The sequence below is a fragment of the Oceanihabitans sediminis genome (genome assembly GCF_003337215.1).
GTDB classification, from domain to species: domain Bacteria; phylum Bacteroidota; class Bacteroidia; order Flavobacteriales; family Flavobacteriaceae; genus Oceanihabitans; species Oceanihabitans sediminis.
Map to the genome: position 1 here is coordinate 109,678 of NZ_QPIG01000002.1, position 23,583 is coordinate 133,260.

23 protein-coding genes are annotated in these 23,583 nt (G+C 30.4%); 8 read left to right on the plus strand and 15 right to left on the minus strand.

Annotation, left to right across the window (positions count from 1 at the left end; genetic code table 11):
• The first annotated feature begins 179 nt into the window (after positions 1-179).
• From DU428_RS06240 to DU428_RS06250, 3 genes are read left to right on the plus strand one after another with little or no spacing between them, the layout of a single operon-like run.
• Positions 180-1,346 carry a Pycsar system effector family protein gene (locus DU428_RS06240; protein ID WP_113966131.1) on the plus strand — a complete coding sequence of 389 codons (1,167 nt, stop codon included), beginning with the start codon at positions 180-182 and terminating at the stop codon, positions 1,344-1,346.
• A 20-nt stretch (positions 1,347-1,366) separates the two neighbouring features.
• Positions 1,367-3,703, plus strand: a complete 2,337-nt coding sequence (locus DU428_RS06245; RefSeq protein WP_243633455.1) for a hypothetical protein — start codon at positions 1,367-1,369, stop codon at positions 3,701-3,703.
• A gap of 10 nt (positions 3,704-3,713) precedes the next feature.
• Entirely contained in the window at positions 3,714-7,376 is a 3,663-nt protein-coding gene (locus DU428_RS06250) for a metallophosphoesterase (protein ID WP_113966130.1), read from the plus strand.
• A 10-nt stretch (positions 7,377-7,386) separates the two neighbouring features.
• Here the strand turns inward: DU428_RS06250 and DU428_RS06255 are convergent, their stop codons facing one another.
• From DU428_RS06255 to DU428_RS06270, 4 genes are all read right to left on the minus strand, one after another.
• A complete protein-coding gene (locus tag DU428_RS06255) occupies positions 7,387-7,953 on the minus strand; it encodes a GNAT family N-acetyltransferase (protein WP_072349087.1) in 567 nt (188 codons plus the stop codon).
• 34 nt (positions 7,954-7,987) lie between these two features.
• Positions 7,988-8,455 (minus strand): hypothetical protein, encoded by a 468-nt coding sequence (locus DU428_RS06260; RefSeq protein ID WP_113966129.1) that lies wholly within the window; start codon positions 8,453-8,455, stop codon positions 7,988-7,990.
• Positions 8,456-8,472: 17 nt separating this feature from the next.
• Complete coding sequence (locus DU428_RS06265) at positions 8,473-9,591, minus strand: DEAD/DEAH box helicase (protein WP_072349090.1); 1,119 nt, start codon at positions 9,589-9,591, stop codon at positions 8,473-8,475.
• 87 nt (positions 9,592-9,678) lie between these two features.
• Positions 9,679-10,902 (minus strand): class I SAM-dependent rRNA methyltransferase, encoded by a 1,224-nt coding sequence (locus DU428_RS06270; protein ID WP_072349092.1) that lies wholly within the window; start codon positions 10,900-10,902, stop codon positions 9,679-9,681.
• A 153-nt stretch (positions 10,903-11,055) separates the two neighbouring features.
• Here DU428_RS06270 and DU428_RS06275 point away from each other — a divergent pair, with 153 nt between their 5' ends.
• From DU428_RS06275 to DU428_RS06295, 5 genes are all read left to right on the plus strand, one after another.
• A complete protein-coding gene (locus DU428_RS06275) occupies positions 11,056-11,358 on the plus strand; it encodes a hypothetical protein (protein WP_072349094.1) in 303 nt (100 codons plus the stop codon).
• A 135-nt stretch (positions 11,359-11,493) separates the two neighbouring features.
• Positions 11,494-12,348: an OmpA/MotB family protein gene (locus DU428_RS06280; protein WP_072349096.1), complete on the plus strand. Its 855-nt coding sequence runs from the start codon at positions 11,494-11,496 to the stop codon at positions 12,346-12,348.
• 156 nt (positions 12,349-12,504) lie between these two features.
• Entirely contained in the window at positions 12,505-12,792 is a 288-nt protein-coding gene (locus DU428_RS06285) for a DUF3817 domain-containing protein (protein WP_072349098.1), read from the plus strand.
• Positions 12,793-12,794: 2 nt separating this feature from the next.
• Positions 12,795-13,211: a DUF4369 domain-containing protein gene (locus DU428_RS06290; protein ID WP_113966128.1), complete on the plus strand. Its 417-nt coding sequence runs from the start codon at positions 12,795-12,797 to the stop codon at positions 13,209-13,211.
• Between the two features lie 9 nt (positions 13,212-13,220).
• Positions 13,221-13,535: a hypothetical protein gene (locus DU428_RS06295; RefSeq protein ID WP_113966127.1), complete on the plus strand. Its 315-nt coding sequence runs from the start codon at positions 13,221-13,223 to the stop codon at positions 13,533-13,535.
• A gap of 2 nt (positions 13,536-13,537) precedes the next feature.
• Here DU428_RS06295 and DU428_RS06300 read toward each other — a convergent pair whose 3' ends face one another.
• The 11 genes from DU428_RS06300 to sucD form a co-directional block, all read right to left on the minus strand.
• Positions 13,538-14,902, minus strand: coding sequence for a T9SS type A sorting domain-containing protein (locus DU428_RS06300; protein ID WP_113966126.1), 1,365 nt, complete (start codon positions 14,900-14,902; stop codon positions 13,538-13,540).
• A gap of 109 nt (positions 14,903-15,011) precedes the next feature.
• Positions 15,012-15,401, minus strand: coding sequence for an acyl-CoA thioesterase (locus DU428_RS06305; protein WP_072349104.1), 390 nt, complete (start codon positions 15,399-15,401; stop codon positions 15,012-15,014).
• 25 nt (positions 15,402-15,426) lie between these two features.
• On the minus strand, positions 15,427-16,104 hold the full coding sequence (locus DU428_RS06310) for a DUF2461 domain-containing protein (RefSeq protein ID WP_072349106.1): 678 nt from the start codon (positions 16,102-16,104) through the stop codon (positions 15,427-15,429).
• Between the two features lie 82 nt (positions 16,105-16,186).
• On the minus strand, positions 16,187-16,354 hold the full coding sequence (locus DU428_RS13375) for a hypothetical protein (RefSeq protein WP_165839146.1): 168 nt from the start codon (positions 16,352-16,354) through the stop codon (positions 16,187-16,189).
• A 54-nt stretch (positions 16,355-16,408) separates the two neighbouring features.
• On the minus strand, positions 16,409-16,573 hold the full coding sequence (locus DU428_RS06315) for a DUF1328 family protein (protein ID WP_072349108.1): 165 nt from the start codon (positions 16,571-16,573) through the stop codon (positions 16,409-16,411).
• A 236-nt stretch (positions 16,574-16,809) separates the two neighbouring features.
• On the minus strand, positions 16,810-17,895 hold the full coding sequence (gene corA / locus DU428_RS06320; protein ID WP_072349110.1) for a magnesium/cobalt transporter CorA: 1,086 nt from the start codon (positions 17,893-17,895) through the stop codon (positions 16,810-16,812).
• Between the two features lie 32 nt (positions 17,896-17,927).
• Positions 17,928-18,710, minus strand: a complete 783-nt coding sequence (locus DU428_RS06325) for a tRNA pseudouridine synthase A (protein ID WP_072349112.1) — start codon at positions 18,708-18,710, stop codon at positions 17,928-17,930.
• Positions 18,711-18,872: 162 nt separating this feature from the next.
• On the minus strand, positions 18,873-19,688 hold the full coding sequence (locus DU428_RS06330; RefSeq protein WP_072349114.1) for a prohibitin family protein: 816 nt from the start codon (positions 19,686-19,688) through the stop codon (positions 18,873-18,875).
• A gap of 19 nt (positions 19,689-19,707) precedes the next feature.
• Complete coding sequence (locus DU428_RS06335; protein WP_113966125.1) at positions 19,708-21,735, minus strand: VWA domain-containing protein; 2,028 nt, start codon at positions 21,733-21,735, stop codon at positions 19,708-19,710.
• Between the two features lie 17 nt (positions 21,736-21,752).
• A complete protein-coding gene (gene fabG, locus DU428_RS06340; protein ID WP_113966124.1) occupies positions 21,753-22,499 on the minus strand; it encodes a 3-oxoacyl-[acyl-carrier-protein] reductase in 747 nt (248 codons plus the stop codon).
• Between the two features lie 160 nt (positions 22,500-22,659).
• Positions 22,660-23,532 carry a succinate--CoA ligase subunit alpha gene (gene sucD, locus DU428_RS06345; protein WP_072349120.1) on the minus strand — a complete coding sequence of 291 codons (873 nt, stop codon included), beginning with the start codon at positions 23,530-23,532 and terminating at the stop codon, positions 22,660-22,662.
• Positions 23,533-23,583: the final 51 nt, after the last annotated feature.

A 23,583-nucleotide genomic window follows, 5' to 3' on the forward strand; every position in this document is an offset into this window, starting at 1 on the left:
TTATCAATAAAATAAAAAAGCTATCTTTAAAAAAGGTAGCTTTTTTTATAAACCAATTTTTAACTAAATTTTTATATTTACAAGAGGCTTCTATTCTAGCGTTTAGAATACAGCATGCAGTATGTAATAATAAGTTGCTTGTCTTAAAAATAAATATTAAAAAATTGTAAATTTGCAGTATGAACGAAGAGCTTTTACTCCAGGTAGAAATATATGTAGCAGAACTGCTTAGTAAGCAGCTCTCTTCATTAAACTATTATCATAACGCAATACATACTAGAAGAGTTGTTTCTAAAGTAAAGGAATTGGCTAAACTAGATTCTTGTACCGAACAAGAAGTATTAACTTTACAAGTAGCCGCCTGGTTTCATGATACAGGCTATATACATCTAGATTCTGGACATGAAGAAGAAAGCGTTAAAATAGCCTTGTCTTTTTTAGAAAAACACGCTGTAGCTAAAGAAAGTCAAGACCAAATTAAGCAGTTAATTTTAGCTACCAATAAAGATTATATTCCTAGTAATAAACTGGAGTGCATCCTTAAAGATGCAGATTGCGGACATCTAGCTTCTTCAGACTATATTGAAATTTCAGATTATTTATTAAAAGAGATTAACGCTAAGAATCAAAGTGAAATTTCTGATTTAGAATGGATGCAGGAAAACCTAAAATTCCTTAAAAATCATACATTCTACTCCAATGCAGCCAAACAACATTGGCAACCAAAAAAAGAATTAAACCTTATAGAAATTCAAAATAAAATAGATAAAAAGATTTCTAAAGAGAAGAAATCTAAAAATAGTACAAAAATAGGCAGAGGTGTTGAAACCATGTTTCGTGTGCAACTTAAAAACCATATAGAACTTAGTGCTATTGCAGATACAAAAGCCAATATATTGCTTTCTGTAAACGCAATTATTATCTCTGTCGCATTATCTAATTTAATACCAAAACTAGATAATCCTTCTAATATGTTTTTGGTTTACCCAACTCTAGTTTTAATGCTTTTTAGTGTTGCTTCAGTGGTATTATCGGTATTATCTACACGTCCAAAAATATCGAATGTTGCGATTACCAAAGAGATGATTCGAAAAAAGAGAACAAACATCCTCTTTTTCGGAAACTTTCAAAAAATGAGTTTAGAAGATTTTGAATGGGGAATTGATTATTTAATGGAAAATGAAGATACTTTATATAATTCACTAACTAAAGATTTATACTATTTAGGACTTGTACTTAATAGAAAATATAAGTTATTGAGAATAACCTACACCGTATTTATGTTCGGTATAATTATATCTGCTGCTGCATTCATTTTTAGCTATTATGTATATTTTTCTGCATAATAAAATAGAACAACAAACTAATGAAAACTGAAAATATAGGCCCTTTTAAAGTAATCATGTCTTTACGTTTATTTAAAAATAAACTTGAAGAATTACTTACTTCCAATAGTTTAACTGTTCAGAAACAAGCCAAACAGGCTCTTGCCCTTTTTGAAGATTATCCAGACTTAGTAACTGGATTAGAATGCAAAGATGCTTTCTTTAAAATGAAACCGGCGATAGATGAACTAATGACTTTTATCTTTCCTACTACCTTAACAGATAATGAGATAAAGGCAGCTATCACACCTTATGACAATGAAGTGTTTTATTGTAGTAATAGATTAAGAGGTATTATTAATTCATCAAATACCGATAATTATATTTTCAAAGATTTATATAAAGATTTTGAGGGAACTTTTGATCTACTAACTTATGCTATCATCTTAAACATTTACTATAAATACCAAGTAGATTTTGATAGACCAAAAACAATAGCTATTACCGATAAAAATGGTAATACTAAACGCTATCGTGTTGCCTTTAATGCAGATTTCTTAGATATATACCCTAACGAAAATGCTATAGATATTACGGATGAAATTCTAGATGAATTACTAAGCAATGCAGATAAAACAGAAATTTGGGAGAAGTATTTTCCTGAAGGATCATGGACTTTAGAAGGCTTTGGGGTTTTAAGCCTAATTGATACATCTTTAGATAAACGAATTGACGACTTTAAAACCCATTTAATACAACCAAATCAAGAAAGTTTTCAGTTTTTAAAACAAGATATTCGCCGAATATTTAATATTCCAGATTTAGAACTAGGTAGTTATAATGTAAAACACAATAGCATCATCCCTCCTTTTGATAGGAGCTTTGATATGCTTAGTATCTTACCAGGCGACCAAATTGATGTTTCTAATTATGCCTGTAACCATGTAAATAATCAGTTGTTTAAAAACTGTAAACCAATGATTATTTCAAATGTAGAAAATTATCATAAACAGACGAAAGGAAACAGATTAAGCAAGGTATTATTAGATAGAGGATTAAAAAGTGTAGCACTTATTCCTATTCCTATTGATGGGGAATTAGGTATAATTATTGAAATGGCCGCTTTTAAAGCAAATCAGCTTAACGCAATTAATATGGTTAAGTTAGATGCCATAATGCCTTTCATTTTAAGCTATTCTAAGCGTGTTTCTACTGAATATAAAAATGAAATAAGCGCGGTTATTCAGCAAAATTGCACAGCAATTCACCCTTCTGTTCAATGGCGATTTGAAGAAGAGGCAAGTAAATTTATTCAGGAAAGAAACTACGGTGACAATCCTGTTTTTAAAGAAATAGCTTTTAAAGATGTAGTTCCTTTATTTGGTCAGATAGATGTTGTTGGCTCTTCTGTAGCTAGAAACGATGCTATAAAACGAGATTTAAGTAAGCAGTTAAAAATAAGTAAAGAATTAATTCTGAATAGAACCAAAATAAACTTACCGTTCTACGAACAATTAATCTTTCAAATAGACAAATATTTAAAAGAGCTAGAAGAGGGTTTTCATGCAAATTCTGAGCAAGAAATAAATCTGTTTTTCCAAAAACAAATATTTCCTTTATTTAAGCACTTTCAAAGTATGTCGTCTAATAACAAGGATATTGATGACTTTCTTAATTCTATAGACGAGGAAACAAATAGTTTATATGAAGCTAGAAAAGCTTATGATATTACTCTAGAAAAAGGAAATAAATTGATGTCTTCTTTTCTAGATAAGCAACAAGAAAAAGCTCAAGAAATCTTTCCGCATTATTACGAGAAATTTAAAACAGATGGTATTGAGCATAATTTATACATCGGGCAGTCTATTTCCAATCAACTAATCTACCACCCTACTGTTTTATACAATTTACGATTATGGCAACTTCAGGTTACCTGTGAAATGGAGGCTATGTATTACGAAAAACAAAAAGATTTTCCTTTACAACTACAAGTTGCATCTTTAATCTTAGCTTACGATATTCCTATCACTATTCGCTATAGAATAGACGAAAAACAGTTTGATGTTGACGGAGCATATAATGTGCGTTATGAAATGATTAAAAAGCGTATTGATAAAGCGCATATTAAGAATACAACCGAACGTTTAACACAGCCGCATAAACTTTGTGTGGTTTATTCTAGTAAAGCAATAGAACGAGAATATTTGGCTTATTTCGAGTTTTTACAAGCAAAAAACTATATTGGTAAAAACATCGAAATTGTAGAAGTAGAAGAACTTCAAGGTGCAAGCGGTATGAAAGCTATCCGAGTTGATTTAAATAAAGAATTACAACAAGTATCTAATATTTTTACATTAGAAGATTTACACGCAGTTTAAAAAAACACCCATGAAAAGTAAATTATTAGCAGGTTTTATTGCTATAGGATTAATTATAACCGGTTGTGCTACATACAATCCCTATAATACGAATAGCAGTCAAAAAGAACTAAAAAATATAGATAAAGAAACCACTAATATCTTTTTAATTGGAGATGCAGGAATGCCCAATGCAGATGGTACTGCTCCAAAAACCTTGGAAAAAATACAAAGTCAGTTTGAAAAAGCAGACAAAAACGATTTACTACTTTTTCTAGGAGATAATATTTACCCAAAGGGAATTCCTTTAAAAGGGAAAAAAGCAATAAAAGAAGCTAAACACGCTTTAAACTTGCAATTAGAAGTAGCAAAAACCTTTCATGGATATGTTTATTTTATACCTGGAAATCACGATTGGTACAGTGGTTTAAAGGGATTAAAGCTACAAGAGAAAATGGTGGAAGATGCCTTAGGGAAAAACACCTTTCAACCAGAAAACGGTTGTCCAATAGAAAAAGTAAATCTAAATAATGATACGGTGTTATTGATAGTTGATTCTCATTGGTACATCACCAATTGGAATAAACACCCTACTATTAACGACGACTGTGAAATAAAAACTAGAGCAGATTTTTTAGAAGAATTTAGATCTGAAATAAAAAAGGCACGCGGAAAAGTAACTTTAGTTGCTGTTCATCATCCAATGCATACGGAAGGCCCTCATAATGGACGATATGGTATTAAAGAGCACATGAAGCCCGTTCCTATTCTAGGAACTATAAAAAATGCTATCAGATCTACAAGTGGTATTGTTAATGCCGATTTATCCAATCAATTTTATATTGAATTAAGAGATAATCTAGTAGCTGCTGCCCAACAAAATGAAAATGTTGTTTTTCTTTCTGGACATGAACATAGTTTACAGTATTTAGAATTCGATAATATCACGCAGATAATTAGCGGTTCGGGTTCTAAAACTACACCTGTAAGAATGCGTAACCCTAATGATTATGGGCATGCAGTTCCTGGTTATGCGGTAGTAAATATTTCTAAAGACAAGGCTGTAGATGTGCAATTTGTAAATTCAAACTCAGAGGAAGTTGAATTTTATAAGCAAATAAAAAAAGCCGAAACTACTCCAGAAATTCATTACCCTAAAATAGCTGCTGATACTATTGTCGCTTCTATTTACACGAAAGAGGAAACAGATAAAAATGGTTTTCAGAAATTTATCTGGGGAGATAGATATAGAAAAGAATACAGCAAAGACGTTCCTGCTAGAGTTGTTTATTTAGACACACTAAAAGGAGGTTTAAAACCTTTTAGAAAAGGTGGCGGAACGCAATCTAAAACCCTACACTTAAAAGATGCAAACGGAAAACGTTATGTGATGCGTGCAATGAAGAAGCAGGCTGACCAGTTTATACAAGCTGCTATTTTTAAAGATCAATATGTACTCGGGCAATTTAAAGAAACTGCTTCAGAACGATTATTAGAAGATGTTTTTACAGGTTCGCACCCTTATGCCCCTTTTACACTTGCAACTTTATCAAAAGCTATAGAACTAGCTCACCTAAATCCGAAACTATATTTTATACCTAAGCAAAATGCTTTAGGAACGTATAACAAAGATTTTGGTGATGAATTATACCTATTTGAAGAACATCCTTCCGATGGCCATACGCATTTAGGAAGCGGTAATTTCACTGGCGAAATTGTTAGTACGGTAGACATGTTAGACGATGTTTTAAGTGATGAATCTAAAGTAATTGATGAAAAAGAATTTATAAAAGCAAGATTATTTGATATGCTTATTGGGGATGCAGATAGACATCAAGACCAATGGCGCTGGATGGTTTATGAGGAAGATGATAAAACGGTTTACCGAGCTTTACCAAGAGATAGAGATTTAGCTTTTTCAAAAATGTCTGATGGATTTATATTTGGAACAGCTGTAAAACTAATACCTTCTGCTAAAAAATTCAGAAAATACGAATCCGATTTAAAGAATGTGAATGGGTTTAATGCTTCCGGTTTTCCTTTAGATATCGCTTTTATTACAGAATCTGTTAAAGAAGATTGGGATGAGCAAGTGAAACTTATTCAAACGCAAATAACAGATGTTATTATTGATGAGGCTTTTAAAAATATGCCAAAAGAAGAAGATGCAAAAACTGTAGCAAAAATTAAAAACACATTAAAAGATCGAAGAAAGAATCTGCAACGTATTTCCGACAGGTATCTAAAATCTATTAATAAACATGCAGTTGTAACCGCTACAAATAAAGACGACTATATACTTGTAAAAGCATTAGATGAAGGAGCTGTTGAGGTTTCTTTATATAGAAAAAAAGATGATACTATAAAAGATCGTTTTCATCATAAAACATACTACCCTAAAGCAACTAAAGAAATTTGGATTTATGGTTTAGATGATGATGATAGCTTTGAAATTCAAGGGAAAATTTCAAAAATTAAAGTTCGATTAATTGGCGGACAAAACAATGATGATTATAAAGTAGAACATGGTAAAAACGTTGTTATTTACGATTATAAGTCGAAAAAGAATGATTTATCTGAAGCTAAAAACGCAAAGATTAAATTAACAGACGATTATAACACCAATGTTTATAATTACAGAAAATCTAAAAACAACACTAACCAAATTCTTCCTTTAATTGGCGGAAACCCTGATGACGGATTAAAACTAGGAGTCAGCAATACTTATACAACTTATGGTTTTGAGCGAAACCCTTTTACATCACAACATCAAATTAAAGCTGCTTATTATTTTGCAACCGATGGTTATGAGCTAAACTATAATGGTGAATTTGCAAATGTATTTGGAAACTTCAATTTTGGTTTAGAATCTCATTTTCAAAGTCCGAATTATAGCGTGAACTTTTTTGGCTATGGAAATGAAACGAAAAACTTTGATGAGGATTTAGGTAAAGATTATAACAGAGTTAAAACAAGAATTTTACGTTTTACACCAAAATTAATTTGGAATTCTAAACGTGGAAGTATCATACATGTTGGTGCAAGTTATGAAATTAACGAGATTCACAATACGGAAAATCGCTTTGTAGCGAACAATAGCATTTTACCAGAACACCTTTTTGACGAAGAGTTTTTTGTTGGTATCCATACTAAATATGAATATATTAATTACAACAACGAAGCATATCCAACTAATGGAATGAATATTTCAATTGAAGCCGGTTATAAAGACAATTTAGAAAGTAAAAGAAACTTTGGTTACCTTATTTCTGAATTAGGTGTAGTAAGAAATTTAAATCCTTCCGGGCGATTGGTATTAGCTTCCAAAGTAAAAAGTCATATAAATTTTGGTGATGGATTTGAGTTTTACCAAGCTGCTGTTATTGGTGGTCAAGATGGATTACGCGGATATAGAAACCAACGATATACAGGGAAGAAATCCTTATACCAAAACACCGATTTACGATATAGTTTCAGTAGAATGAAAACTCCAGTTATTCCTATAAAAATGGGAGTTTACGGAAGCTTTGACTATGGTCGTGTTTGGCTAGATGGTGAAGATTCAAATAAATGGCACAATACTTATGGCGGTGGATTCTTCCTTAATGCTATAGACGTTTTATCTGCTAATTTAGGTGCATTTCATTCGGATGATGGAATACGTGTTTCTTTCGGTTTAGGTTTCGGTTTTTAAGTTCCTACTATTAATTACTAGACTTTTTAAACTGAAGGTGTTCCATATCCTTTCCGGTAAGAATCATCTCATCTATAACTTCAAAACCTAACTTTAGGTAAAGTTTTTTAGCATTAGGGTTATCTTTATCAACTAACAGACCTAGAGTTAGGTTGTTCTTTTCACAGTATTCGTTAATTAAAAAACGAAATATTTTAGAGCCAACACCTTTACCCTGTTGATCGGACCTTACCCCTACACTATCAATATAAAACTCCCCTTCTGCTGTTTCATTTTCTGGAGTAAAATCTCTTTGAAACTTATTTTTTATATATGCTAAAACAGGTTTTCTTAATTCGTATAATTTAGCTCCGTCATACACATTTGCTACAGCAACAATTTCATTATCACTTTCAACTACCCAGCAATTTTCATAGGAATATTGATTTGCTTTCTCACTTATTAAATCTTCTAAAAAAAGTGTTGCATTCTTTAAAGAGTCTTCGCCAATAAACTGATAAACTATATCTTCCATAGCTAATAGCATAAGAGGAGCAATAGCTTTAGACTCTTCAGATTTTGCTTTTCTAATTGTCATGAACCTATTATATGTTGATAAACTATAAAACTATTTAAGTTTGATGCTGACTAACTTTAACTACTATTCCTTTTTCAATATAAACATCTAAAACGTCTGGATCCATACTAAAAAGTCCAGGAACAAATCCTAAGTTATAGGCGATATGATTTACGTTATAGGAATAGAAATCTTGACCTAGTAAGTCTATAACTTCTTCTTTTGTTTTTCCTATTAGCATTTTACTATCAAAAATATCTTGAGATATTTTATATCTCTCGGTAGTGTTTTCGTCCCAAATTTGTTGATTAAAATCGTTGTTAGGATAATACGATATTGAAAAGAACCATAAATAAACGACAGCTACATACAGTATCGAACTTAAAAACAACGTAGGAACCATAGCTATATATTTTCGGTTTTCTTCCTTACCTAGGTAAAGCTTATTTAATCCCCACTTTGACAAAAAATACAATGGCAGTGCTAATATTAAAATGCTAAGAGGAACTAGAATAAAACTCATTGAAATGTAATTTAAAATTATAGTGTTTTTTGCTTGATTTTAATTCCTAAAGATTTTTCAATTTCTTGAATTCTAGAAACTTCATTTGGTAATACTAATGCTATAGATTCTCCTTTTTTTCCTGCTCTGGCAGTTCTTCCTGATCTGTGGGTATAGTATTCTAAATGTTCTGGTAATTGGTGGTGAATAACAAATCCTAAATTGTTTACGTCAATTCCTCTAGCAGAAACATCTGTTGAAATCAATATTTGAAGACTTGTATTCTTAAAAGCACGCATTACTTTTTCGCGTTCTCTTTGTTGCATATCTCCCTCTAAAGCTGCTACATTAAAACCTTCTTGTTGTAATTGATGTGTTAATGCTTGAGTTCCTGCTTTGGTTCTACAGAAAATGATTCCGCGTTCATCCTCTCTTTCTTCTAAAATAGCTACTAATGCATCCATTTTATTTTGTAGGCTAGTTTCTACGAAATAATGAGAGATGTTGTCGTTTACAAGGCTGTTTTTATTGATTTCTAAGCGTACAGCATCTTCTTTTATATAACGCTTTACAATATCCTTTAAATCTGCTGGCATAGTAGCAGAAAACAACCAAGTGTTTTTGTTTCCTTTTGTTGTCTTTAAAATAGTTGTTAGGTCGGTTTTAAAACCCATACTAAGCATTTCATCTGCTTCGTCTAAAACAAGAGTTTCAATGTTTTTTAAATCTACAATTTCTCTATTAATCAAATCTACCAAACGCCCAGGAGTAGCCACAATAATATGTGTAGTTCGTTTTAAGTTTTTTATTTGAATATCAATTTTTTCCCCACCATAAACGCCTTCACAAAATATTTTGGTATCGTTGTATTTTGTAAACTTGAAAAGTTGCTTTTTAATTTGTTGTACAAGCTCTCTTGTTGGCGATAGTATTAAAGCTTGTACGACATCTTTTTTCGGATTTATATTGTGCAATATTGGCAATCCGTAAGCTGCTGTTTTACCAGTACCTGTTTGCGCTAAACCAATTAAATCGGTTTTGGAGTTAATTAAAATAGGAATTGCTTGTTGCTGAATTTCTGTAGGGGTTTTAATTCCTAATTCTTTTAATGACTTTATATAGTTTTTATGAACTCCTAATGTTGCGAATGATGACATATCTTGTGTGTTTCTATTTATTTATAAATCTACTAATTAGTAGATGAATGTGTTTTTTGTAAAGGTAAGGATTGTATTAAATACTTATTAATCTAATCGGTAATAAGCACATTTTAAATATGCTCCTTCGGCAAAACCAATTGGATGATCTGTATCGTGTTCGGTTTTTAATATAATTTGATAATTTCTATTAGATTCTCTTAAAACCTGTGCATTAATATCAAAGAATGTTTGTGCTAAAACCCTGCTTGAACAAGATGCTAGTACTAATAATCCTTTTTTAGCAGTAAGCTTCAATCCTAGTCTAGCAAGTTGGGCGTATTTCTTTTTTGCTAAATCAATTTCGCTTTGTTGTTTTGCAAAACTAGGTGGATCGATTACAACCACATCAAAAGTAATATTGTCTTTTATTAATTGTTTCATTTCAGCAAAAGCATCTCCAGCAATAGTTTTATGTTTCCCTGTGTACTTGTTTAGTTTTCCGTTAGCAACAGCCATTTCTAAAGCTTGTTTACTAATATCTAAACTTGTTACCTCTTTTGCTTGATTTGCCAAAGCATGTACCGAAAATCCGCCAGCATAGCTAAAAACGTCTAAAACGGATTTACCTTTACTCCACGCTCCTACTTGCTTTCGGTTTAATCTATGATCTAAAAAATATCCAGTTTTATGTCCGTGAATAACATTTGCCGAAAAATGTACTCCGTGTTCCACAAACTCTACGACTTCATTTTCTAAAACTCCGTAAACAACTTCTCCATCTTTTAAATCATGTGCTTGACTTTGCTGTAATCCTCTACTTAATCTAATAACAACCGTTTCACAGTTACTTACAGAAATTAAGGATTCTAAAATAGCTTGCAAATCATTTATCCATATTTCAGAATATAATTTTACTACCAAAACAGAAGCATAAACATCTGCTATTAGCCCAGGAAAGCCATCATTTTCACCAAAAATCAATCTGTAACTATTGGTGTTTGTTTTTAACAAAGAAGTTCTTTTAGCAAATGCTTCAGATATTTTATGATGGAAAAAGGTTTCATCAATAGCAATAGCGTCTCCATGATGAATCATTTTAATTCTTATAGGTGAAGCTAAATCGAAAAAACCAAAGCCAATAATTTTGTTTTTATTTTTTCCGAAGATTATTGCTAAGTCTCCAGTTTGTGGCTCCTTATTTGTTTTTATAATACTATCTGAAAACACCCAAGGATGTTTGGATAAAACAGACCTCTCTCCTTTTACATTCAGTTTTACTGCAATTCGTTGTTTTTTATTTAGTGTTGAAAAGGTTCTAGTGAAAGACATAAAAATATTTTTACAAAAGTAAGAAATAAGCCGTTAGCCTATACAGTAATTTGCATTTTGATTTAGCAAAAATAATTAATTAAAAAACAGAGACTTATAAGTCTAATTATCTTTCAAAAACGTATATTAGATATAATTCTAAATTTTAAAAATATGAAAACACTTTTTATTACCATTTTTGCTTTAGTGACTATTTCAAATTCTTTATTGCAAGACAAAACTACTATTCAAGCCACTTTTGATGGTTTTGAAAGTGATGCGTATTATTTTATAGATGATACAGATACTATTTATACATTTGATAACATTAGTAAAGAAGCAAGTAAAAAGTTTGATTTAACCGACGAAAGCAATATTGGAGAAAGCTTTGAAATCACGTTTACTACTGAAACTATTTCAGACGATATGGAAAACGAAATTGAAGTTTTAACCATAGTAGACCTGAAAAAAATCTAAATTTTATTTTTTAATTAAGTGTTTGAAACGTAAGCTATTTGGCTTGCGTTTTTTTATGCTTCAAAAAAAAATAAAGGTTTAAAAAATCTAATTTTAGTTTCTCTGCGTAAATAACATAAACAAACTTTATAAATTATGAGAAAATTTTCAATGATATTGCTAGCAGCAATAGTATTAACCTCTTGTGTATCTAAAAAGAAATATCTTGCTCTAGAGCACGAAAACGGAGAAATTAAAAGTGAATTAACAAAAACACGTGTAGAAAAAGAAGACCTTGAAAGCAAATTTGCTGCTATTCAAGAACGTGTAGATGCTTATAATAATAAAATAAATACCCTTACTTCTTTAAATAGCACATTAAACGAAGAAAACGATAGCAAAATGGAAACAGTTGCAGATGTAGCTGTAATTTCTAATAATACAAAAGCTAAAATGCGTGAAACTTTAGAAAAAGTAGATCCAACTTTAGTAAGTCAAGCAAAAACATTAAAAGATTCAATGGACTTGGCTATTTCTTACAATTTAAAAAGCAAAATGAGTTCATCTTCTTTTAATGAAGACGACGATATTGCTGTAAGTATTGATGAAACAGTTGTTATGATTTCTATTTCAGACAAAATGTTATTCAACACAGGAAGCTATAGAGTAAGTAATAAAGCTAATGGTATTTTACAAAAATTAGCAGATGTAATTAACTCAGAACCTAGCATTGATGTCATGGTTGAAGGGCATACAGATTCTAGAAGTATTAACACAGAGAAAATTCAAGACAACTGGGATTTAAGTGTATTACGTGCCACTTCTGTAGTTAGAAAATTACAAAACAAATATAACGTAGCTCCAGAAAAACTAATAGCATCAGGAAGAAGTAGCTACCAACCTTTAGCTAGTAACGATACTAGAGACGGAAGATCTAAAAACAGAAGAACGAGAATCATCATATTACCAAATATTGATAAGTTCTTTGCTTTAATGGAATCTGATAAATAATAGTCGGATTTTCTAATAAAATTAAAAAGAGCAACTAGAATAAGTTGCTCTTTTTTTATTTAAAATCATGAGCTTCTTAATTAGCCAATTAAACATAGGGAAACTTCTGTAAAACAATAAAACAATTAATATCTTTGCAGGCTTAAAATAGAACCTATGTTTTCATTAAAAAATATTTTTCGCTTAATAGCTTTTTTAGAAGGTGTATCTTATATCCTATTACTCTTTATTGCAACGCCAATAAAATACCTTCAAGGTAATCCAGAATATGTAAAAATGCTAGGAATGCCCCACGGTTTACTATTTGTAGCTTATGTTGTTTTAGCTATAGTTGTTGGTATGGAAAGAAAATGGGATACAAAAACCATGTTCATTGTATTAATAGCTTCTATTTTACCTTTCGGTACTTTTTATATAGATAAAAAGTATTTAAAAAATCTATAAAAATGAAAAATAAAGCGTTTCAAATTCTATGTATCTTTTGTATAATACTTTCTTTAAGTAATTGTTCCAAAGAGAAAAACCAGAACATAATACATGTTAATAAGAATGCTGAAACACTTTTAGAAAACGAGTTTATTATTCGCGGGACAACTTTTAGCAATAATCTAAATAACGCTTATATTTATAAAGTAGAAAGCGATACGCTAAGCTTACTAGATACTATTGTTATAAAAGAAAAAGCATTCACTTATAAAGGTATAGCTAAGCAACCAGAATTTTATGCCATTAAGGTAGATGCTAGTGATATTAATTATAAATTCTTGGTAGATGCTTCGGAAATAAATATGTTTTTAAATACTAATTTATTTCTTTCTTCTACTTCATCTAACTCTGAAGTTCAAAAAGTATATGCCAGCTAACGTACAGCAATGGATGCTTTTTATTATAAAGAGCGTGAGTTATTTTTAAAATATAAGTCACCACAAACAGCTAGTAAAAGAACTAGTATCTTTAACGTAGACTTAGAAAATTTACAGGCTGAAAAAATTGCCTTTGTAAAACAGTTTATTGAAACAAATTACGACTCTGAATTTATCCCTTTTGTTTTAAAAGAAAATTATCATAGTTTTTCTCCAGAAAGCTTAAGAAAATTACACGATACTTTAAGTAAAAACATACAGAAGCTACCTTCTGTTAAGCTTTTAAATGAACGCATTCTGAAGCAAGAAAAACAAGATTTATAGATTTATTGTATTACTAACTTCTTAGTTATATTACTATTTTCGGTAAGTATAGAAACCACATATACACCTGCACTTAAATGAGAAGTATTTACTTGGTTTTCTCCCTTTCGCAAAATAGATTCATAAACAATCTGCCCTTTTAGGGAGTATATTTTTAAGTTAGAATCTGCGGAAGTTAAATGAATAGTAACAGAAGAACTTGCTGGATTGGGGTACAAACTAAATGTTTCCAAAACAGTTTCTGTTATTGATAATGTTTGACATTCTGCTTCGTCTAAAACAAAATTACAACTACTACCTACTTCCCAATCATTTAAATAAGAAGCATACTTATCATCTACATAAATACAGGTTAGATCATCATTATCTGTTACTACAAACTCATTTAGTTTATAATTTGTAGAAGTACGTATATCCACTAAACTTAAAGCATTGTTTTCTGCTCTAAAATATTTTAGATTAGGATTATTAGAAAGATCTAAATTTTCAATATTATTATTTTGAGCATATAGTAAAAACAAATCGTCTGTTTGGCTAAGATCTAAAACAGTAAGGTTATTATTGTTACATAAAATTCTTTTTAATTCGTCATTATTACTAATATCTAAATTTGTCAAGTTATTATTGGAACAACTCAAATACGTTAAATCTTCATTTTGAGATAAATCGATAGAATTTATAGAGTTGTTATCGAAACTTAAACTCTTTAAATCGGTATTTAAATTCAATTGAAGGTGGCTTAAATTATTACTAGAAGCATATAAAAATTCTAATTCCAGATTATTACTTACATCCAAATTGGATATATTATTATCATAACATCTTAAGTCTTTTAAATTAATATTAAAGGATAAATCTAAAGCACTTAAATTATTGATATTACAAGACAGCAACTCTAAATTCGAATTATTACTTACATCTAAAGTAGTTAATAAGTTATTACTGATATAGAGTTTTTTTAATTGTGTATTTGCTTGAAGATTAATAGTTGAAATATAATTATTATCAAAATCTATAATTTCAATGTTAGGATTTGTACTTAAGTCAATAGTAGTTAAATGATTATTGATTGCATATAAATTTTTTAAATTTTGAAAAGCACTAATACCTGTTAAATCCGATATATTATAGTCATCAATATATAAAGTAGTTATAGCAATAGCATCACTATTCAATATATTTCCATTTAAACCATTAGTGTCAATATTAAGATATATTAAGGCTTGTTCAAAATTTGAATCAAGAATTGCGGTAGTTTGAGAATGTAGGTTTAGGCTATTTATAAAATTAATGGTAATAATTAATAAGTAAAACTTAAAATTGTATAAATAGTTTAACACTCCATTACAAAAGTTGATTAATAGCATAATGTCTTTTTCATTAGTGTGTTACACTATCTAATTTAAGCAATAAGCTGATTATGCTATAAATAAGGAAATACTATTCGTTAAGATGTTTCTATTATACGTTTAAAAACTAATCGTTTAATCTATCTCTTACAAACTCAATTTGTGTTTTATGGTGTGGTACGGCATTACCGTTAGCGTCAAGGTTTACCATAATTATCTTTTCTATAGTAATAATGGTTTCTCTAGTTACCATATTTCTAACCTCACAATACATAGTTAAAGAAGATCTTCCAAAACTTGTTGCTTGTATTCCTATTTCTATGATATCACCTTCCCTTGCAGAACTAACAAAGTCTATTTCTGTCATAAACTTTGTTACAACATGCTTGTTTTCTAACTGTACAACTGCGTAAAGAGCAGCTTCTTCATCTATCCATTCTAAAAGTCTTCCTCCAAACAGTGTTCCGTTAGGGTTTAAGTCTTCAGGTTTAATCCATTTTCTTGTATGAAATTTCATAGGGTATTTTATTTGTTAATAGTTTTTATATTATGGAAACACCATTTAAATCGGTTGTAAGCACGTCACTCATATAATCAAAAAATGGTCTAATAGATATAAATGCTTCATCTACATTATTTATAAAATCTGGAGAAAACACTTCTTTATCTGAAAAGTTTTTAGTGAAAATAAATTGCTTTTTTCTGATTAAATCGATAGCCTTGTGTTCCTTATCAAAATTTCTTGGAGCTGTTTTTAACTCTTCTCCGACTAAATCTCCCCAAACAGATTTAAACTTTTTGTTGTTTATAATTTCACGAATTTCTTGATCGTCTTGTTGAAACTCTCTTCGTATTCGTAATAAATCGTCTTTGTTGGGTTCCCAAAATCCAGTCGCTATAAAACTTTGATTATTTGGTTGAATTTGTAAGTAGTATCCTCCTCTTAAATAAGGTTTTGTTCTACTGAAAGATGCTCCTAAATGGGTTTTATAAGGTAATTTATTTTTGGAAAAACGAACATCTCTATATATTCTAAACACCTTCATTTTCTCAATGCTATCATGCTTATTTAATTTCTCTAAAAGCTGTCCAAAAACCTTTTTTACTTCTAGTTCAATTTCTTTAAACTCTTTCTTATTATCATTAAACCAATCTCTATTATTATTTTTCTTTAATCGGTTTAAAAAGTCAAAAGTTTCTTTGTGTATAGTTTCTAGCATTATCTAAAATTTAGTAGGTATTAAAAATACAAAAAGCCTCGATAAAATCGAGACCTTTGTTTATTTGTTGTGAATTTAAAAATTACTCTAAAGCATCTTCTAATTCATCTCCTGCATCTTCAATAGCATCTCCTGCATCATCTACAGCAGACTCAATATGTTCTCCAGGAGTTTTCTTTTCTTCTCTACAGCTTGTAAATACAGTAGAAATTGAAAACATAAATACTAAAGCATAAACTATTTTTTTCATAATATAAAATTGATTTTTAGTGGTTATTCGTTTATTAAAATTGTTGCATTTAAATTAGGACTTCTTCATTAAACTTTTTAGAAGTGAAAGTATAAATAGCACAATGAAAATAAAGAAAAATATTTTGGCTATTCCTGCTGATGCTCCTGCAATGCCACTAAATCCAAGGATTCCGGCTATAATTGCAATAATTATAAATATAATAGTCCAACGTAACATAAAGTTTGAATTTAAAGTTAATACAATTAGAAATAGGTTCCTAATTTTTAGAACCTAAACCCTAACGATTAGGGATTTTATTAAGAAAATACTTTGTAAGCTTTAAAACAAGCTAAATTGTATATAGCTAGTTTTATTTAAAGTTATTCGCTATTATTAATCTAATTGAAATTTAATTAATACTTATTATTTTAACTGTTTTTAATAGATTAAATATAAATATAAGTTAAATTTTGTTAAATCCACTTCTTTTTTCTAAAATAAATTAACATAATGATAAGTATTATTATCATTATTGCCCAAACAATGATATATCCATGCTCATAATGTAGTTCTGGCATGTTTTCAAAATTCATTCCATAGATTCCTGCTATAAAAGTAAGTGGAATGAAAATGGTTGCTATTATTGTAAGGACTTTCATGACTTCATTCATCTTATTACTAATGTTTGTCATGTATAAGTCCATCAAGCCCCAAATCATCTCTCTATATAAGTCTATACTCTCATTAACCTGTATCATGTGATCATATAGGTTTCTAAGATAATTATTAGTCCTTGGGTCTATATATTTCCATTCTGATTTTTCAAGTTTGTTTACAACTTCACGAAAAGGAAAGACGGTTCTTCTAATTTTAAGTATTTCTCGTTTTTGCTTCTGAATATCCGAAGTTATTTCGTTAGTACTTGTTTCTTGAAGAAAAAGTCGTTCTTCTAAATCTTCTATTTTATCTCCTTCGGCTTCAATTACAGTGAAATAATTATCTACAACAGCATCTAAAATAGCATACATTAAATAATCTGCTCTTGCGTTACGAATTCTACCTTTACTATTTCTAATTCTATCTCTTAAATCATCAAAAACATCTCCATCGGCTTCCTGAAAAGTAAGTAGATAATTTTCTCCTACTACCAAACTCATATGCTCATACACTATTTCTTCATCGTCCTTAAAATGCAACATTTTAAAAACAATAAATAAATAGTCTTCATATTCTTCAATCTTTGCCCTTTGGTTTGTTGTTACTATATCCTCAAGAACTAAAGGGTGTAAATTGTAATGTTTCCCAAGCTTTTCAATTTCGGTTGTATTATATAAACCGTTAATATTTATCCAGGTAACGTGCTCTTTTCCTTTAAAATCGAATGCATCTTCTACCTTATTAGAAGTATTAAAATCGCACAAATTTTTATTGTAGTTTACAATGTCTACAACCGTTTTGAGTGATTTCTTTTCACCAACATAGGTAACTGTCCCAGGAACAGAGTTTACTGTTTTATATTTTCGTTTTTGCTTAGGGGTTTTTCGATTTTTTTGCGCCATGAAGATCTTGTTATACTTAAAAGTACTAAAGTTTATTCAAATTCAATGCTATTTAGTATTAAACCTGAAGCTGGAGCAATATAATCCATTACTTCTGTGCTTTCGGGTAACAGACTTTTTTTAATGTATTCTAAAGTAATTTCGCCTTTACCTAGTTTGATAAGTGCTCCCATCATTAACCTAATTTGATTTCTACCAAAACCCTTGCCTTGAACACGTAGTAGGTAAGTTTTCTCCGGAAAGAAATTTGCACTAAAAACAGTGTTTTCTACAAGCTCACAAGTAGAAATTTCTCGAGTGTACAATCCTTCATTAGAAGCTTTATAGCAATAAGTTTTAAAGTTATGCGTCCCTTGAAACAGCTTTGCTCCCTCCTGCATTTTTTCAATATCTAAAGTATCTAAAACAGTGGTTAATATTGGAGCACAGAACGGGTGACATTTTTGTCCGTGCGTAAAAAGGTATAAATACTCTTTAGTTTTTGAATGCTGAATAATATTGAAATCTGCATCTACTTCTTTAATATCTAGGGCACGAATATCTTGAGGTAAGTTGTAATTGAAGAGCTCTAAGAAAGCTTTCATATCTTCAATTGGTTCATATAAAAAAAGTTCAAAAGCAGAAGCATTTGCCGAAACCATAGCGTCTGTTCTACCTGAAGCCAAGGTTTTAAAGCGTTTTCCTTCTAATATAAATTTGAATGTTCTATCAATCATTAGATGCACCGTTTTTACATTTGGCTGTTTTTGCCAACCATGAAAACGGTAACCTAAATATTGAATAGTAATGACATAATAGTATCTTTTTTGAAACATTTTCCTATTTGAAATTTAATAGCAGCAAGTAACTTATTTTATAACATCTAACAAAATTTTAATACATATCTTCTGTAAAGAATAGCTGCAATAATTAGTTTATAAGCATAAAAAAAGCATCTAGAAACTAGATGCTTTTTAGATATTTTTATTTCCTAATAATTACTGGTTTCCAAGTATAATAGGCATTCCTGAATCGCCAGATCCAATAACAACTACTTTGCTGTTAGGAGATTCTGATAATTTAATAGTAGCCTCAATACCTTTATCTTGTAAGATCTTATCGGTTAATGATGCACTTAAAATTCTATTTGCATCTGCTTTACCTTGTGCTTCAATAATTTGTTTTTCCGCTTCTTTTGCAGCAGTAACTAATCTAAATTCGTATTCTAAAGACTCTTGCTCTTGCTTTAATTTACGCTCAATCGCATCTTTGATTGTTGGAGGTAAAGTTACATCACGAACTAATACTTCATTTAATTGAATAAATTGATCTTCAACAATTTTCTTTGTTTCTTCAAAAATTTCTTGCTGAATAGCGTCACGTTTACTAGAATATAGTTGCTCTGGTGTATAACGACCTACAACACTTCTTGCTGCCGAACGAATTGCAGGAAGCAATACACGTTCTTTATACATTTCACTCTTTTCTTGGTGCAGTTTTCCTAACTGTTTAAAATCTGGTTGAAACCAAATAGATGCTTCCAATTTAATATCTAATCCGTTAGAAGAAAGTACATTCATTCTCTCTAAAATCTCTTGTTGTCTTACTTCGTAAACAAACACTTTGTTCCAAGGTGCAACTATATGAAAACCTTCACCCATTGGCGGTTGGTCTACAACAACTCCTTCTCCAAATGTCTTAAATAATACTCCTGCCTCCCCTGAGTTAATAGTTACGGCTGACTTTGATATAATAATAAATACAATAATAAATCCGATTAGAATCGGCAATCCAACTTTTGGTAATTTATCCATTTTTAACTTTTTTTATTTTTTAAATTAATCCTTTATATTTTCTTAAAAACCACTCTATAGCCAAGCTCAAAATAAGTAGGCCTAAAAAGAATTTGAAATCAATCAAAGGTACAATATTTTTACTGCTTTTCTGTATGGTAGCGTAGCGTTCGTCTTTCAGCAAATCATCTATCAACGTTTCTGTTTTAGCAACAAAATAGCTAGTTCCATTAGTTTTTTCTGCAACCTGCTCTAGCTTAGACACATTCGCATTTAAGAATTGCTGTTCTATATAGTATTCTAGTATTTGAAAAGCTCCAGATTCCGAAATATTTTCGCTTGTAGCTTTCACAGTGAAGCTATATTCCCCAGCAGGAAGGTGACTAATATCTACCTGATAGTGGTTTCCTTTTAGAATAAACGGAAGGGTAGTTATTTCTTCTGTAGTTTTATTTTTTAAAATAATATTTAAAGATTCTTTAGCATCAAATTCATAGTTTTTATTAAAAAACTGTGCTTTAATTACTCTGTTTGAACTTCCTTGATAAAAAGATTCGTAATCTATATTTAATCTATTTTTACGCTTATTAGATGCAAGGTACTGGACTAGTTTACCAATAAATGTATCAAAATTATTAAAGGACTTATTGTTTAAGAAACTCTGTGCTCTCCATCTCCAAATATCTTCTCCTAAAAGAAGCACCTCTCTTCTACCGTTCGTTTCAAAACTTAGCAATAAAGGATCTTCTGTTTCTATGCTACCAATCTTTTTATTTAAAATAGTTTCTACAGGAATAGAAAAAGTAGCTTTACCAAAAGCAGATTGTAGTGGTGGAAACGATTCAAAATCTAAATCGTCTATAATAAAAGTAGTATAATTGGTATTTAAACTTGCTTGATAATCTTCGGTTTGACTAGTAATATCATGCTTATAATCTGTAGTGTTTTTATTTACAAAAGAATAGTCTGTTTTAGTACCTAAGACTACTAACTTATTGGCATTGTTTTGCTGTAAATCTTCAAAAACACTTTTAAATGTATTGTTTGGCTGATACAATATTACTAATTGAAAATCATTTTTTTGCGACAGATATTCCTTTGGGCTTAATATCGAAACAGAACGTTGTTCGTTGGTTTCAATACTCTTTTTAAAAGCTCCTAAATCTGGATGTATTAGGTCTGAAACAATAGCTACATTTGTCTTTTGATCAATTACTTCAACTGCAAAATTCTTATAATTATTAATAGTATTTTTTTCACTATCTAATGGAAGAATTTGTGCTTTATACGATTGTACTCCTACTCTATTTGCTGGTAAAGTGAAATTTAAAATTTTAGAATTATCCTCTTTACTAAAGCTGATATTTTCAGAATAAACCGTTGAAACTCCCGACGTAACAACAAATTTAGAAGTAACACTACTGTTTCCGTTGTAAGCTACAATAGCTTCAACGGGAAAATTATTTTTTAAAAATGCGTATTTATTTACGTTTAGTTGCTGAAGTTTTAAATCGGTATACTTTACAGTATCTCCTAATATAATAGGATAAATAGGTTGGTTTACCTTTTCAGCGGAATAAACATAATCATTACCATAGGTTTGGTTTCCGTCTGATAATAAAATAATTGGGGAAGTCGTATTTTTATATATTTGAGAAAACTCTGAAAAAGCCTTATCTATATTGGTTTCTTGTTCTTTAAAAGAAAGAGAATCACTTGCTTGAAGGTCCTTTCCAAAGGAAAAGAAATTAAGATTAAACTTATCTAATAAGTTTTTGTTTTCCTTTAAAGTAGAAACTAGTTCAGAAACATTTTCCGTTTGTTGTAAATGCGCAATAGAACTAGAATTATCTACAGCGATAATTAAGTTAGGCTTTTCGGTGTAGAAGCTAATTTTTTCAAATTTCGGATTCACTAAAAGCAGCAATAGCGTAAAAACACTAATAAACCTTAAAAATGCAAAAAGCCAATTACTTTTATTTTTTCCTTTTACATTATACTGAAAAAGCGCTACAAGTAGCGCTATAATTCCAGATAATATAATGTATAAGAGAGTCTCTATTTGCATTTTTAGGTTTTAGAAATTTATGTTAACATTCCTCCGTCAACATTCAAGGTCTGACCGGTAACGTAAGCAGACATATCACTAGCAAGGAATACACATACATTTGCAATATCTTCTGGTGTTCCTCCTCTTTTTAAAGGAATAGCACTTCTCCACCCTTTTACTGTTTCTTCATCTAATTTTGCTGTCATTTCTGTTTCAATAAAACCAGGAGCAATTACATTACATCTAATGTTTCTAGAACCAAGTTCTAAAGCTACGGATTTAGAGAAACCAATAATTCCAGCTTTTGAAGCGGCATAATTTGTTTGTCCTGCGTTTCCTTTAACTCCAACAACAGAACTCATATTAATTATTGATCCTTTACGTTGTTTTAGCATTGTACGTTGTACCGCTTTGGTCATGTTGAAAACAGACTTAAGGTTTACTTCAATTACTTTATCGAAGTCCTCCTCTGAAATACGCATTAATAGATTGTCTTTAGTAATTCCAGCATTATTGATAAGTATATCTATGCTTCCGAATTCCTTTACCACTTCTTCTGCAAGTTTTTGAGATTCCTCAAAATCTGCAGCATTACTTTGGTATCCTTTAGCTTTTACACCATAGGCTATTAATTCTTTTTCTAAAGCGTTTGAAGCTTCTACGGAAGAGCTATATGTAAAAGCAACATTTGCACCTTGTTGTGCAAAAACTTCTGCAATTCCTTTACCAATTCCTCTACTAGCTCCTGTAATAATGGCTGTTTTTCCTTCTAATAGTTTCATTTAAATATCTTTGTGCCTAGCATTTACAAACGACTTAAAAGTTTATGTAAATATAAATGGCTGTTCATTCTTCTTTCAAATATAACAAATACAAATTGTACGATATAAAAAAAACCTCACAAAATAATGTGAGGTTTTTAATATCTATAGTTTATTGAGATTATCCTAAAACCTCTGCTACTTTTTTACCAATTTCAGCAGGTGAATCAACAACGTGGATACCACATTCTCTCATAATTTTCTTCTTTGCTTGTGCAGTGTCATCGCTTCCACCAACAATAGCTCCAGCGTGTCCCATTGTACGTCCTGCAGGTGCAGTTTCTCCAGCAATAAATCCGATTACCGGCTTTTTAGAACCACTAGCTTTATACCAGTTTGCAGCGTCTGCTTCTAACTGACCTCCAATTTCACCAATCATTACAACTGCTTCCGTTTCTGGGTCGTTAATTAATAATTCTACAGCTTCTTTTGTTGTAGTTCCAATAATAGGATCTCCACCAATTCCGATTGCTGTAGTAATTCCTAAACCTTGTTTTACAACTTGGTCTGCAGCTTCGTAAGTTAAAGTACCTGATTTAGATACAATTCCTACAGTTCCTTTTTTGAAAACAAAACCTGGCATAATACCAACTTTAGCTTCACCCGGAGTGATAACTCCTGGACAGTTAGGGCCAATTAGTCTACAGTCTTTACCTTTAATGTAATCTGCAGCTTTGATCATATCTGCTACAGGAATACCTTCTGTAATTGCAATAATTACTTTAATTCCAGCATCTGCAGCTTCCATAATAGCATCTGCAGCGAAAGCTGGCGGTACAAAAATAATAGATGTATCTGCTCCTGCTTTTTCTACAGCTTCAGAAACCGTATTAAAAACTGGTCTGTCTAAGTGAGTTTGTCCACCTTTACCTGGTGTTACACCACCAACAACATTTGTTCCATATTCAATCATTTGTCCAGCGTGAAAAGTACCTTCACTTCCTGTAAATCCTTGAACTATTATTTTTGAATCTTTATTAACTAAAACGCTCATTTATGTTAAATTTAAATTTATTTTTTATGTTTTTAAGAGTCTATCATCACA

Bases quoted from the DNA above. Each gene is read 5' to 3' on its own strand.
- DU428_RS06240 (WP_113966131.1), top strand. From the start codon at position 180: ATGAACGAAGAGCTTTTACTCCAGGTAGAAATATATGTAGCAGAACTG.
- DU428_RS06245 (WP_243633455.1), top strand. From the start codon at position 1,367: ATGAAAACTGAAAATATAGGCCCTTTTAAAGTAATCATGTCTTTACGT.
- DU428_RS06250 (WP_113966130.1), top strand. From the start codon at position 3,714: ATGAAAAGTAAATTATTAGCAGGTTTTATTGCTATAGGATTAATTATA.
- DU428_RS06255 (WP_072349087.1), bottom strand. From the start codon at position 7,953: ATGACAATTAGAAAAGCAAAATCTGAAGAGTCTAAAGCTATTGCTCCT.
- DU428_RS06260 (WP_113966129.1), bottom strand. From the start codon at position 8,455: ATGAGTTTTATTCTAGTTCCTCTTAGCATTTTAATATTAGCACTGCCA.
- DU428_RS06265 (WP_072349090.1), bottom strand. From the start codon at position 9,591: ATGTCATCATTCGCAACATTAGGAGTTCATAAAAACTATATAAAGTCA.
- DU428_RS06270 (WP_072349092.1), bottom strand. From the start codon at position 10,902: ATGTCTTTCACTAGAACCTTTTCAACACTAAATAAAAAACAACGAATT.
- DU428_RS06275 (WP_072349094.1), top strand. From the start codon at position 11,056: ATGAAAACACTTTTTATTACCATTTTTGCTTTAGTGACTATTTCAAAT.
- DU428_RS06280 (WP_072349096.1), top strand. From the start codon at position 11,494: ATGAGAAAATTTTCAATGATATTGCTAGCAGCAATAGTATTAACCTCT.
- DU428_RS06285 (WP_072349098.1), top strand. From the start codon at position 12,505: ATGTTTTCATTAAAAAATATTTTTCGCTTAATAGCTTTTTTAGAAGGT.
- DU428_RS06290 (WP_113966128.1), top strand. From the start codon at position 12,795: ATGAAAAATAAAGCGTTTCAAATTCTATGTATCTTTTGTATAATACTT.
- DU428_RS06295 (WP_113966127.1), top strand. From the start codon at position 13,221: ATGGATGCTTTTTATTATAAAGAGCGTGAGTTATTTTTAAAATATAAG.
- DU428_RS06300 (WP_113966126.1), bottom strand. From the start codon at position 14,902: ATGCTATTAATCAACTTTTGTAATGGAGTGTTAAACTATTTATACAAT.
- DU428_RS06305 (WP_072349104.1), bottom strand. From the start codon at position 15,401: ATGAAATTTCATACAAGAAAATGGATTAAACCTGAAGACTTAAACCCT.
- DU428_RS06310 (WP_072349106.1), bottom strand. From the start codon at position 16,104: ATGCTAGAAACTATACACAAAGAAACTTTTGACTTTTTAAACCGATTA.
- DU428_RS13375 (WP_165839146.1), bottom strand. From the start codon at position 16,354: ATGAAAAAAATAGTTTATGCTTTAGTATTTATGTTTTCAATTTCTACT.
- DU428_RS06315 (WP_072349108.1), bottom strand. From the start codon at position 16,573: ATGTTACGTTGGACTATTATATTTATAATTATTGCAATTATAGCCGGA.
- corA (WP_072349110.1), bottom strand. From the start codon at position 17,895: ATGGCGCAAAAAAATCGAAAAACCCCTAAGCAAAAACGAAAATATAAA.
- DU428_RS06325 (WP_072349112.1), bottom strand. From the start codon at position 18,710: ATGTTTCAAAAAAGATACTATTATGTCATTACTATTCAATATTTAGGT.
- DU428_RS06330 (WP_072349114.1), bottom strand. From the start codon at position 19,688: ATGGATAAATTACCAAAAGTTGGATTGCCGATTCTAATCGGATTTATT.
- DU428_RS06335 (WP_113966125.1), bottom strand. From the start codon at position 21,735: ATGCAAATAGAGACTCTCTTATACATTATATTATCTGGAATTATAGCG.
- fabG (WP_113966124.1), bottom strand. From the start codon at position 22,499: ATGAAACTATTAGAAGGAAAAACAGCCATTATTACAGGAGCTAGTAGA.
- sucD (WP_072349120.1), bottom strand. From the start codon at position 23,532: ATGAGCGTTTTAGTTAATAAAGATTCAAAAATAATAGTTCAAGGATTT.